This window comes from Candidatus Uabimicrobium helgolandensis (genome assembly GCF_041508025.1).
Taxonomy (GTDB): Bacteria; Planctomycetota; Uabimicrobiia; order Uabimicrobiales; family Uabimicrobiaceae; genus Uabimicrobium; species Uabimicrobium helgolandensis.
Window position 1 is genome coordinate 4654500 of the sequence record NZ_CP165719.1, and the last position, 12701, is coordinate 4667200.

Genomic DNA, 12701 nt, shown 5'->3' on the forward strand with positions numbered 1-12701 from the left:
TTAGTTCCTATCTTAAGGCAGGAAAAACTTTATAACATAGTTTCTCGCTTCTTCCCATGAAGAAGCTGCTTGAGCAAAATCAACATCCATTTCCTTTATTTGCATTGGAGTCTTTACGCGTGCACGCACTTTTGTTTGGCTATTAAGTGGAATTTGCGACGAGGGGCCTTTTGCCAGTAATTCTTCCACTTGTGGCGAGAGAAGAAAATCAATAAGTTTTTTTGCATTTTGTGGATGTGGAGCATTACGAATTAAAGCAAGGGTATTAGGAATAAATAAAGTTCCGATTCCTTCTGTGTCCAGGTAGATGATTTTTACTGGTTTTTTATCGTTGATTTCAATCATTGCATCGTCAGTATCTGTAAAAGCAGCAAATAATTCCCCTTCTGCTACCTTGCGCGCACATTGTTTATTTCCACTTTCTATGGATACGTTGTTATTTTTAAGACTTTGTAGTAGTTTTTGGGCTTTTTCTGCACCGAGAAATGAAAACCAACAAGCAACATGAGTTGCTGTGGTTCCTGCGACTGGTTTAGCGATGCCAAATTTTCCGCGCCAGTTTTTTTGGGCAAAATCCCAAATTGATTTTGGATAGTCTTGTGGTGCAACTTTGTTGGTATTTATGATAACAACGCGTGCTCGTGCAGCAAAACCTGTCCAGTAATACTCATCGTCTTTGTAATTTTCTGGAATGTTGTTTGCTTGGGGTGGAGAAAATGACGCAAGTAAACCACGTTTTTTTAAACGAAGAGTGTTTAGTATTTCGTTGTTCCAAAATACATCACAACGCGGGCGTAGTTTTTCTTCGATAATACATGCTGTAAGTCCTACCGATTTTGTACTTTCGTTATCATATTTTGCACGTACTTCTATGCCCGTTTTTTTTTCGAACATTTTTAATATTGGTTCTGAAAACATACGGTCTAGAGCTGTATACACGACTACTTGGGGTTTTTCTTTTTCAGTGCATGAGCACATAAGTATAAACAAGAATATAATGCATATTTTATACAACGTATTTCACTTTCATAACAGAATTATGTTAATTGTGTAAGTTCTATTATTTTATCCCAGTTGTCATCAGGGGCGGTGCGATTTTTTTTCATTTGTCGACATTTTGTGCAACGATGGCAAATCATATAGCCTTTAGAGGAAGATTCTATTTTATAAGGCTCCATTAAACCTTGGCATTCGCAACTTCGATCTCCAGGAACATTACCATCAACATGTAAGCTCCATAAACAATAACAACAGTGGTTTCGGCACGAACGTTGTGAAATAGGGACTTGTTGCTGACAATTTCCACAAGGGAAAGTCTCGTTGCGTTTAATTGTTTTTGCACACATATTATGTTAAAAGTCCCAAAGCACCTACAACGATGAGGAATACAGCCAATAATAACATTGCAATGTCAGGACGAATCAAAATCATAACTCCAACAACAATATATAAAACGGAGGTAACTTGTTGAGATTGACGCATTCTTATTCTTTTTGGCATAGTTTATCCTTTATTGAATATTAATATCAAGGTGTTTGCTTCCCGCTTCTCTGTATAATTAAACTTGTATAATAAGTATAGCACCTTTAAGTATTTAACTCAAGTCAAACCAAAGAACAGGAGAAAAAAACGATGTGTATTATTGGGTACTCTAAATGGAAATAATAGTTCAAAATGAACTTGCGAATTTTTAGGCTTTTTTGGCAAACAATGTACTAAGCGACCGCTATTTTGCGATATCGTGGTATATTTTTTCCATAATACAAATGCCTTGGTGAATTTGTTGCGGAGTATAGCCAGCATAACCAAGAACGAAACCGCTGTAGGGCTTTTGTAAATAGTAACTGGATAAAGTTCGCAGTTGGAGACCATATTGTAGTGCTTGTTGTGCGAATACTTTGTCATCGTTTTCACAAAATGCTACTAAGTGCATTCCTGTAGAACTTGGTTCAATTGTGCAGAAGCCTTTCAATTTGTGCGAAAAAATTTGCAAGAAATACTCTTGACGTTTTTTATATAATATTCTTGTACGTCGCAAATGATTATTGAAGTGTCCTTGTTCAATAAAATCGTTGAGCGCTGCTTGTAATAAAGTATTTGTGTTGTGATCAGTGATTGATTTTGCTAAAGAAAATACAGGTATGAGAACTTTGGGAACAACTAAATAACCTATACGTAAACCTGGAAATAAGACTTTACTAAAAGTCCCTAAATATATTACGCGCTCCGATTTACCTATTCCTTGCATTGCGGCAATAGGCTGTCCAGAATAGCGATATTCACTGTCGTAATCATCTTCTATTATCCACGCATTTTGTTGTTGTGCCCATTCTAGTATTTGAATACGTCGTTCTAGGGATAGGGTGACTCCAAGGGGATACTGGTGTGATGGAGTCAAGTACACGAGGCGAATATTTTTGTGTTGTTGCAAAGTCTTTGTTTGTAGACCTTGCTTGTCTACATCAATAGGTATTAGTTTGGCTTGGGCAGCAAGAAATGCATTACGTGCTCCTATGTATCCGGGGTTTTCTATAGCAACGCAGTTGCCTGCGTCTATTAAAAAACGTGCGATAAGATCTAGTCCTTGTTGTGCACCTGAAGTTATGATTATTTGTTCTGAGTCGCATTTAACTCCGCGGCAGGAGCGTAGATAGTGGCAAATTGCTGTTTGCAAGGGTTTGTAGCCTGTTGGATTGTCGTAGGCGAAAAAATCTTGCATGTTATGGCGACATTGTCTTGAGAGTATACGCGCCCACACATCCTTACGAAAAGAACCAAAGTCGGGTATTCCGGGAGAAAATGGAATGGACTTAGAGATGTAGTCTTTTTTTGCTAGGTTGAATATCTGTTCTCCACGCTTTGATAGAAATGGATGCGACGAAGTCTTTATTTGTGGAATACTTGTCGATTTTAGAGGAGTGAAGTCGATGTGGGCAACATAGGTCCCCGCGCCAACTTGTCCTTCGACGAATCCTTCTGCCCAAAGCTGTTCATAAGCAGTTGTTACTGTATTACGAGAAACAGATAAACGTTTGGCAAGGTCTCGCGAAGCAGGTAATCTTATTCCTGGTGCTAGCTGTTGTGAAAGTATAGCTTGTTTTATTTGGTTGTATATCTGGCGATACAATGGTTTTTTTTCTCGTACAATCGCAAGCGAAAAAACTTGGCTGAAAGGAATGTTTGATTTAGGCTGTGTTGACATTTATCGTCCTTATAATTTAGCTACGACTAGAGAATAGCTTTGTTACTTTTAACAAGTAGAGCACAGACTTCCAAATTACTCACCATTCTCTAAATAATCGACATTATGTGAAACCTAAACATCGACACGCCCTAGTGTTTTTAAATGTTCTATGATTTATAAAGCTTGATTTACGTATGTAGCATACTATGCCATAACATTTCTAATGTTTCTTGTAATTCCTGCTGGTAATTCTTCGGAAAATCAGTCCACTGTTCTTCTCTAAAAACTTCCTTAACGATGGTTGGCATATGAATGACATCCCACATACCAAAAACCAGCGCATAAGTGCGTAAAAAAAGATTTATTCCTTTGTTAGGTGGTATTTCAAAACGTTTATACAGAAGTTGGCTAGATTCTTCTAAGTTTTTTGATAAGATTTTTTGATAAGAACGAATTACTTCCTTATCTTTGGATCGACCTAACATGCCACTACAAGCGATCATTAGAGGTAAAAAAAATGTATTTGTCACGACATATTCCGCTATGGTAGCTGTGATTTCTTTTATAGGTAAATCTGGAGTAGAAATCGCTTTGTTTATTTGTAAAAAAAGCGGATCCCACTGTTTTTGAAACAGTGTAAGATAAATCTCTTCTTTAGAGGTAAAATATAGGTATATAGTTCCTTTGGCGATTTTAGAAGCCGCCGCAATTTGTGCTGCAGAAGCGACCACACCGTTTTTTAGTAACAAATCTAAAGCAGAAGATAAAATTTCTTCCTTGCGTTGCTGTTTTTCGTCTTTTGATCTTGCACGTTGATTTTTCATATCAAAAATAAATTGACAAATGACCATCGGTCATTTACACTAAATCCCTTTCAGTATTCAAATTATAGTTAGTTAATTATTTTGCTATGTATTTTAGAGTATACCTAATTCGACTAGGTAATTAATTGACGTAGCAAAATATTCCTTTAGGAGTTCTAGGATGCATAAGAGTATCACAATTTTGGTGCTTTGTCTATTTTTCTGTCTGGTACTTAGCGCTGAAAATCCCTATAAAGGTTTTGAAGACATTATCGCCGCTCTTGATAAAGATGGGTATAATATTGTAAAAGTAGCAAAATATAAAAAGAGTAGAGGAGCACTTGCTTACCATCGAACAGCTGTAAACTACGAGACCAAAAAACCAAAACAATTGTTCTATCTTGAAGGTAATGCTTTTGAAATGGGTTACCTTACTGGTGTACTTGCACATGAAGATGTAGAAATTACATGTAGTAAGTTTATTGATGGTGTTTTAACCGATTTTCTTAACGGTGATGTGGGGACAGGTCGGCGTAATTTCATTTTGGAAATTGTAAAAACATGGCTAAAAGAAGGTGTTAAAAGCGTACGCCCCGATGTTCCGCAAGAGTATATTGATGAAATGAAGGGGATGGTTGCTGGCTGTAAAAAAATGAATTTGAAGACAGAAGTTTCTGTAAGCAAACTTCTTATGGTTAATGTTGGCTTCGATTGCATTTTATCGCGCTATTATACTTTAGATTTTTCAAATATTTACGGTATTAAGCCAGAAGAGTTAAATGCTCCTGTAATGTGTAACGACTTTTCTGTCTTTGGGAATGCTACTGTTGACAAGAAACATTATTTTGGTCGCGATTTTATGTTTCCAACAGGTGGCATTATGGAATATCGTTTAGGAATGACTGTTTACAATCCTACTGATGGGCGTTTACCGATGGTTGCTGTTAATTGTCCTGGGATGGTTGGAAGTGTAACAACGATGAACAGTCGCGGAGTTGGTATGGCAGTAGATAATTTGCCGGGAAACAACTGTAATCCTAAACGCGTTGGTATTAATTCTATTATGATGTTACGCCATGTAACTCACCGTGCAACGAGCGCAAGACATGCTGTTGATATTATGGTTGATGTTCCACGAGGAGTGAGTTGGCTATATTTTATTGCTGATGGAACTAATGATGAGGCTGTTGTTGTAGAAGGTGGAGCAACAATGGATAAAATGGATTTTCCCGCTTTTGCAAACCAAGATTTTATGTGGTTGCAGATGCTACCAAATAGTACCTTTTTAAACAATCATGAAAATCAACAACATCGCAAAGGACTTACTTTTCGCTGGAATGATTACAAGTATCCTCAAGAATTTTTGAAATTCAATGCTGATATGTTTAATTATTTTGAAAAACGCGAGCACAAAAATATGTGGTCTACTCGCGGTTATGTCAACAAAAATTACGAAGAGAAAAATTGCCCTTTGTATTACTTTTTTCCACCGCAACGCGAAAATAAAGACGATGTTCTTATCATGACGAACTTTAGCATTGTACCAAGTATGCGTCTTTGTGGAATGAATCCGTGGACTGTTAATGTTTATGCAAAACGCTATGATGACATGCAGTGGCGTTATGATGAACTCAATGTTCAAATTTTAGATTCTTATGGAAAAATCGACGAGAAAAAAGCGATAGAAATTATTGATTACTTAGCCCCATACAAAAAATTTCCTCACTATTATGACAAAATCAAAAGCAGTCCTGACGGTAAGACAAAAATTATCAAAGGTGCAGTATCACTTTGTAATATGACTGATCGAGTGATTCATAGTCATGTTGGTTATTATGCTGATGGTTGGATAAAAGCAACTTTAGATAACTATTTGTCAAAAAAATAGCCTTCTCTTATTTGATGTATACTCCTTTATTTATTAGGGCCTGTCATCATTCAATACAGATAAAAATATAACGGATTCATTTAATGATACGCCAGTAGTATTGAGCCCGAGCCCGTTTGCGAGCCCGCGCCCGAAAACTTTTTGAGAGCGACAGAAAGTGATTTATTGGTTCAATACTAGTTTTTTGCGATGGAAAAAGAAACTTTGCTTCTTTAATAAATTGTTAGTGAAAGTTTCGGAAACGGGCTCGGGTTCGAAAAAACACACAATATTTTGAATGATGACACGCCCTAATTGCAATTATAATAAATAAAGGAGCGGTGTCTATTTTAGTAGTTTGCTTTTAAAATTAAAAAACGCCTAGAGTTTCAGCTAGCTCAAACATTTGGTACCAAATTTGGAAAGATATGATAGATGTTTTTGTCAGGATTTTAAGGTCTTACCAATAAGAAATATGAAAAGACTTTTTAGGAGAGACAAATGAAGAAATGTAATATAGTTTTAAACTTTATTAGTGAAGTGTTGATGTTTGTAGCAAGAGTAATTTTTAATAAACAAGAAACTTTATTGTTATGAAACGTCGAGAAAAACTACAAAATGGCATTATTTCTTTATTGATACACACTGCTATTATTTATCTTTGGGCGTTTTGCAGTCAAACTAAAAAACATCAAGAGCGGCAAGTAACGTATCAAGTTACTATAGAGAATATCACTACTCCACGGGAAATTCAAAAAGTTGGAGGAACTAACGCTTCGGAAAGTAAACAGAAAAAAGTACGTCAAACGGTAACTCATAATGAAAATTGGTTTCCAATCGATTCGTCGCAGCAGGAGTTTCTTGCACCTGTTGTAAAAAATAAAGTCATAAAAAAACAATCACCATTTGTGGTGACAGGAGAACGATTATTACCAGTTCAAGGTAATGTTGCACGAATATTGCAAAAAGTCAGATCACAGAAAGCAGGAAACGGAGTTGGTGCAGGAAATGGTGACGGTGTAGGCGATGGAACTGTTTTCTTTAATATTAATAAGCAGCACAAAAACATTATCTATTTGATTGATATTTCTCAAAGTATGAATATAAATCGAGTCAAACAGCAACTTTATAAAAGTTATCGCAAGTTAACAAAACAATATACTTTTAATATTATCGCTTTTTGTGGAGAAACAAAAGCGTGGCAAAAAGAATTACAGCCTGCAACAGCACAAAATAAAAAAAATGCTGATATTTGGGTTGAGAATCTTTCACAGGGATATTCAACTAATTTATACAAGGCATTAGGAGTCACATATAAAATGATTAAGCAGAGCGCTACTATTTTTCTTGTATCTGATGGATATACTATTGATCCTTATTTACTATTGCGGGATATAAAAAAGTGGAGAAAAGGTTTGGATGTTCACCTCAATATTATTGCTGTTGGGAAGAGACTTAATTCTATCTTGTTGGAAAAACTAGCGTTTTCTAATAATGGTTCTTATATTGAAAAATAAATGGTTAAAGTAACTCAAATTGCGATCTAGACGCAACAGAAGCTTCAACAATATTAGGTTGTGTTATCTCACTACATATACAGAAATCTTTTTTTTACTTTAAAGGAAGAAAGTCTTTATAACAGTGAAAATAACGATGTGCGCTACTGGATTTTTGAGATTGATGGTCGCGGGCCGATATTTGATGTGCGAAAGCTAAGTAAAAATAGATTACGGTTGGTATTAGGACTGTCGTCTATATTTTTGTTAGTTAGCTAAATTGTATGAGGCAATCATTTTGCCAATTTTTTTAGTAGCTTTATGTATTCAGGTGTTTTGCTAATATTTTTGAGCTCTTGTTGTTTTTTTATCAAATCGAGATCTTTCATACCTAAATTTATAGATTCTTCTAATAAACTAAGTGCTTCTATTTTTTTACCTTGTAATGCATAGATACAGGCTAAGTAAAAATAAGATAACTTACGATACTCAGGGAGATAAAATATACTAGAGAAGTCGCGATGCGCTTTTGCGATATTTGGTAAATTTAAATAGGCAATTCCTCTTTGAAATATTGCATCTCGGTAACTTTTGTCTATCTTTAATGCCTTATCTAGCTGTTTTACTGCATCTTGCCATTTGTTCATTTGGATATATACAAGCCCTTGGAAGTAATAGGCCTCTTTGTACTGTGGATCTAGCTGCACTACTTGACGAAAATTCTCTAATGCTTTTTCTAAATCTGTTTGTTTCCATAATACTATGGCTTTTTGATAATAAGCTTTGGTGTTGGTCTTATCGTTTTGAATAAGGACATCAAAATCGCGAATAGCTTTTACAAATTGTTTGTATTTTATGTAAGTAACTCCTCTTGTGTAGAGTGCAAGATCATGATTGGGATTTAATATTAACAATTGATCTAAGCTTTCAATTGCCCTCACAAAATCGTTGCGTAAAGCGTATATTTTTGCCTGTTCTATGTATACTGGTGCGTAGTTAGGACTTATTTTTAAAGCTATTTTAAAATCTAAAAGAGCAAGAGCATATTTGTTTTTCTGAGCGTAGATCGTTCCACGCTGGTAGTGTGCTAATGCATGCGAAGGTCCATTATTTATAATGTTGCTGAAATCAGAGAAAGCGTGTTCTATATTTTGTTGTTTTAGATAACATATAGCACGTAGATAGATACTTTCCCAATCATTACGATTTTTTTGCAAGACTACATTTAGATTTACAATGACTTGTTCAAAATTTTGACTTTGCAAATACAAATGAGCGCGCTTTTGGTAAAAGTTGGATTGTTGAGGTTGTAGTTTTATAGCAGAAGAAATATCCGTAATTGCTAGATCATATTTCTTTTTGGCTGCGTATATTTCTGATCTTTTCAAATAACTTTGTTCGTTTAGAGGATTTTTTTCAATAGCTAAATTTAAATCCTTAATTGCTTTAGAATAAAGGTTTTGCGCAAGATGAATGTCTGATCTTCTAATGTAACCTTCGCTATTATTTGGCTCAAGTAGAATGACGGTATTAAAATCAGAAATAGCAGCGCTATAGTTTTTTTGGTAAAAATGTGCTAAGCCTCTTTGTAGATAGAATGAAGGCTGATCGCTTATTCTTAGAGCCCAAGAGAAATCTTTTATTGCTAGATTTATATTATTAAGGAAAAGATGCGTGTTTCCTCTTCGAAAATACCCTTTGGCGTTGGGGTTTATTTTTATTGCAGAATTATAGTTATTAAAAGCTTTTGAGTACATACGGTGATAAAAATAAATATCACCCTTTAACAAGTAAAGGTGGTCGTTATTCTTCTGTTGTATACGAAGCAGGTATTGATTGGCTTTTTCTTTGTCTTCAAAGCAAGATAAAGACATGAGTAGGTAAGGAAAATATTGTTGTGGATTTAGAGCAATACAAGAAACACTTGCTAATCGGCTTTGATCATATTTTTTTTCGCAGAATAGTTGTACTGCTCTAACCATGTGTCCCCAAGCAAACGATGGAAATTTTTCAGTGAATTTTTTTACTGCTTGAACATTACGCGTAACAAAATAAATACTTAGTTGAAGGTTGGGATTTGTTAAATAGGAAATTTCTTGTCCGAGGTCTTCCATTATAATTTTTATTTTTGCTTGCGAAACGTATTTTCCCAAAAACATAGTCATTTTTTTTATAAAGTGAATTTCTGCTTTTTGCGCAGGAAAGTTTTGACGGTAAAAAAAATAATTGATATTTTCATCACATTGAATAGCTTGAGTTTCTACTATCTCTGCTAATTGAAATATCTCTTGGGCTAATTTCAGAATACGAGAGGCTTGCATCATTGGTTGATCACTGTATAAAGGCATTCTATCGTAAAAAGGTTTTATCATGTAGGAACTATAAAATGCAAAACGTATGTCTTTCATTGCGTTTTTAAATTTTAGATAGTCACTTAACCACTGTAACTCTTTTTTGTAAAGAAAGGAGTATTTTTGATAATGAGAAATGGTTGTTTCTATATTGTTTGCTTTAAGAGTTGTACGGAATTTTTTTTGATTTTGTAAATAATTGTTGCTAAATGAAATAAATGTAAAAATAGAGAACGATAGTAAAAGAAAAATAGTAGTGACACTTTTTGGGTAGCGGCGTAAAACCTTGTCTATTTTGACGGACATGGTTTGACGAAAAGCAACTCCGTCTTCGAAATTTAATAAACTGTCAATATCTTTTTGTAAATTCTCGATGGAAGAATAGACCGCAGTACTTTTTTCTAAAACGCCATTTTTGTTTACACCAACAGCATGTTGGTAGATTCTGCTTATTCCATGGATACTAATGTTCTTGCTTAAAGGTTTACTGCATTTAGGAAGCATTATCTGTAATGTTTCAATTGCCTTTAAATATTCTCGCAAGGAGAGATCTAAATCTACATTTTTGTTGTAAGGAAAAAATTGCCAACTATTATTGATGAATTGATAACTTGTCGCTGTTGTCATACTAAGCAAAATCATTCCCAAGGCATATATGTCGACTCTTTTTGATTTTTGAGACTCGAATAAATATCGGGGGTCGACATAATTTTTAGTTCCGCAAAGATCTTTTGCTTCCTCTGTAATAGTTGTAAGTCCAAAATCAATTAAGTAAACTTTGTAATCACTATCAATAAGAATGTTTTGTGGTTTTAAATCGCGATGCACATAATTTCTTTCGTGTAGATAGCGTACGACATCACAAATACCGCGAAAGATATGCATAAGGTCTCGCAATGTTAAGTCTTTGACCATCATTCTTAGTCGTAGGTTTTTATTTGGTAGTTCGTGTAACATATAAAGAAAATCAGAGAGTTTAACACCGTCAATTTTGTGCATGGTAAAGTAAGGAATTTCACCGTCGTGTATTTCAAAAATAGGAGGAATTGATGAATGGTGAAAGCTCGTTTGTAAAGTGACTTCTTGTAAAAAAATATGTTTCTTTTGAGTCAGGTTTGATTGTTTTAATGCCACTTCTCGTTGTGTAATAGAGTCGTAAACTTCCCAAACTATGCCTTGTCCTCCTTGCCCTAAAACACTTAATATTTGATAGCGCTCATTTATATTTTGTTTAGCCTCTTCCCATTCAATTTTTGGCTTTTTGATTGCAATATCTTGTAACGAGGACAACGGCGAATATTTAGATTTTTTTTCTTCCATAATTTTCTCACAATTTCAGATAGGTCAGCACCACTTGAGCCAAAAGTATTTATCTATTAAAATTTTATTTTGTATACCTTTCAACTAAAAAGCATTGTAATATTTTGTTTTTTGTTGCTTTTTATTTTGAGACTTGCTATAAAACATACCATACCGTATGGTATGTTTTGGAGGCGTTATGAAAAAAACAAAAAAACATTGGCTTGATGCTGGACTTGATATATTAGAGCAATGGGGAGAAAAAAAACTGAAAATTGATTTTCTCTGCCAACAATTAAACATGACAAAAGGTTCTTTTTATCATCATTTTGCTAATAGAAAAGAATATATATACGAACTACTAGAATATTGGAGTAAGAAGTACACTACTGAGATTATTGAAACTATCGCTAAAATAGATGAACCTACTGAAAAAACGTACCAGTTGATTAAAAAAGTACTTGTTATTCCTCAAAATACAGAAATTACTATTCGTATATGGGCTTTACAAAATGAAACTGTGCGCCAATTTCAGCAGCAGGTAGATGACGTAAGAATTAGATTTTTTGAGACTTATTTGCAAAATACCAATGATGATATTTTACTGAACGAAAAAAATGCTCAGCTTATTTATACCTATTATGTTGGTTGTCAATATTTATTACCACGCATTTCACAAGAAGATTACATTGAGATGCTAAATCATTTATTGACAATCGTAGGGCTACCACCTTATTTTCACAATGTTGATAAGTGATCTACCCAAAACCATTTACCAATCTCTAATAAAGGAGATTCAAATGCCTAAAAACAATATAGTACAGTGGCGAAAATATACAAATCGTTTTGCTTGGCCGACCGTATGTTTGGCGATTTTCATATTTTGTGGTTTTTGTCTATCATTTTTCTTGGTTGTTAAATATCCATATTTAGAGATATGGTTGGGAATATGGAATGTGATTTTCTTTTATCTAGCTTTCTCCGTAGCTCACGAGGCCGCTCACGGTAACATACATGGGGGAAATAAAAAATGGAAATGGGTAAATACGTTTTTAGGGTGGGGATTTACGGCACTATTTTTTGTTCCATTTTCAGTATTTCGTCGTGTTCATTTACGTCACCATGGAGTAACAAACGATCCTCATAGAGATCCTGATTATTGGGTTGCTGGAGACAAATGGTGGAAAGTGTTATTTCGCTGTTCTACAATATTTTTCCACTATTTAAGCAATCTTGGCGGAGCTATTTTACGTGAGCCTCCAAAAGCTGTTTGTTCTTTTTCTGCAAATATTATTGCGGTATTCCTTCTTGGAATTATTATTACAATTCCTTATATTTTAGGATTTGGCGATATTTTTGTTACACTGTGGTTATTTCCTGTTGTTTGCGCAACTGCACTACTAGCCTTTGTTTTCGATTGGCTTCCTCATCATCCCCACCAAGTGCAACAACGTTTTATGGACACAAGAATTATATTGTTTCCGGGCCTTAATTTAGTTCTACTTGGACAAAATTATCACCTTATTCACCATCTATATCCAAAAATACCGTTTTATAACTATAAAACTTGTTTCGATGAGATAGAGGAAGGTCTACGAGAAAAAGGTGCTCCTATTTCTAAAATTATTGCGGTGCCCAATTAAAGTGACCTAGTAGTAACTAGGCGTGTTATCATTTAGAACAACAGATATTAAAATATCA

At 34.6% G+C, this 12701-nt stretch carries 10 protein-coding genes; 4 read left to right on the plus strand and 6 right to left on the minus strand.

The genetic code is table 11. The annotated features are described in order from the left end of the window. Window positions 1-12: 12 nt before the first annotated feature. From UABHE_RS16990 to UABHE_RS17010, 5 genes are all read right to left on the minus strand, one after another. Complete coding sequence (locus tag UABHE_RS16990) at window positions 13-1014, minus strand: extracellular solute-binding protein (RefSeq protein ID WP_372371537.1); 1002 nt, start codon at window positions 1012-1014, stop codon at window positions 13-15. Between the two features lie 23 nt (window positions 1015-1037). Next, entirely contained in the window at window positions 1038-1346 is a 309-nt protein-coding gene (locus UABHE_RS16995) for an RNHCP domain-containing protein (protein ID WP_372371538.1), read from the minus strand. A gap of 1 nt (window position 1347) precedes the next feature. Next, the gene (locus UABHE_RS17000) at window positions 1348-1500 is read right to left on the minus strand and encodes a DUF3096 domain-containing protein (protein ID WP_372371540.1); all 153 of its coding nucleotides are present in this window, start codon (window positions 1498-1500) and stop codon (window positions 1348-1350) included. A 226-nt stretch (window positions 1501-1726) separates the two neighbouring features. Then, a complete protein-coding gene (locus tag UABHE_RS17005) occupies window positions 1727-3202 on the minus strand; it encodes a PLP-dependent aminotransferase family protein (RefSeq protein ID WP_372371542.1) in 1476 nt (491 codons plus the stop codon). A 170-nt stretch (window positions 3203-3372) separates the two neighbouring features. Further along, window positions 3373-4035, minus strand: a complete 663-nt coding sequence (locus UABHE_RS17010; protein ID WP_372371543.1) for a TetR family transcriptional regulator — start codon at window positions 4033-4035, stop codon at window positions 3373-3375. Window positions 4036-4168: 133 nt separating this feature from the next. Between UABHE_RS17010 and UABHE_RS17015 the strand changes: the two genes are divergently transcribed. After that, window positions 4169-5875: a carcinine hydrolase/isopenicillin-N N-acyltransferase family protein gene (locus UABHE_RS17015; RefSeq protein ID WP_372371545.1), complete on the plus strand. Its 1707-nt coding sequence runs from the start codon at window positions 4169-4171 to the stop codon at window positions 5873-5875. Window positions 5876-6447: 572 nt separating this feature from the next. Further along, a complete protein-coding gene (locus UABHE_RS17020) occupies window positions 6448-7371 on the plus strand; it encodes a VWA domain-containing protein (protein WP_372371546.1) in 924 nt (307 codons plus the stop codon). Window positions 7372-7643: 272 nt separating this feature from the next. Here the strand turns inward: UABHE_RS17020 and UABHE_RS17025 are convergent, their stop codons facing one another. Further along, the gene (locus tag UABHE_RS17025; protein WP_372364429.1) at window positions 7644-11021 is read right to left on the minus strand and encodes a tetratricopeptide repeat protein; all 3378 of its coding nucleotides are present in this window, start codon (window positions 11019-11021) and stop codon (window positions 7644-7646) included. Window positions 11022-11199: 178 nt separating this feature from the next. Between UABHE_RS17025 and UABHE_RS17030 the strand changes: the two genes are divergently transcribed. Together UABHE_RS17030 and UABHE_RS17035 are read left to right on the plus strand one after the other, a co-directional pair. Further along, entirely contained in the window at window positions 11200-11757 is a 558-nt protein-coding gene (locus UABHE_RS17030; RefSeq protein WP_372364430.1) for a TetR/AcrR family transcriptional regulator, read from the plus strand. Between the two features lie 43 nt (window positions 11758-11800). Beyond that, a complete protein-coding gene (locus tag UABHE_RS17035; RefSeq protein ID WP_372364432.1) occupies window positions 11801-12643 on the plus strand; it encodes a fatty acid desaturase in 843 nt (280 codons plus the stop codon). Window positions 12644-12701 lie beyond the last annotated feature (58 nt).

Coding starts and splice junctions, on each gene's coding strand:
- UABHE_RS17000 (WP_372371540.1), bottom strand. CDS start 1,500: ATGCCAAAAAGAATAAGAATGCGTCAATCTCAACAAGTTACCTCCGTT.
- UABHE_RS17010 (WP_372371543.1), bottom strand. CDS start 4,035: ATGGTCATTTGTCAATTTATTTTTGATATGAAAAATCAACGTGCAAGA.
- UABHE_RS17030 (WP_372364430.1), top strand. CDS start 11,200: ATGAAAAAAACAAAAAAACATTGGCTTGATGCTGGACTTGATATATTA.
- UABHE_RS17035 (WP_372364432.1), top strand. CDS start 11,801: ATGCCTAAAAACAATATAGTACAGTGGCGAAAATATACAAATCGTTTT.
- UABHE_RS17025 (WP_372364429.1), bottom strand. CDS start 11,021: ATGGAAGAAAAAAAATCTAAATATTCGCCGTTGTCCTCGTTACAAGAT.
- UABHE_RS17005 (WP_372371542.1), bottom strand. CDS start 3,202: ATGTCAACACAGCCTAAATCAAACATTCCTTTCAGCCAAGTTTTTTCG.
- UABHE_RS17020 (WP_372371546.1), top strand. CDS start 6,448: ATGAAACGTCGAGAAAAACTACAAAATGGCATTATTTCTTTATTGATA.
- UABHE_RS16995 (WP_372371538.1), bottom strand. CDS start 1,346: ATGTGTGCAAAAACAATTAAACGCAACGAGACTTTCCCTTGTGGAAAT.
- UABHE_RS17015 (WP_372371545.1), top strand. CDS start 4,169: ATGCATAAGAGTATCACAATTTTGGTGCTTTGTCTATTTTTCTGTCTG.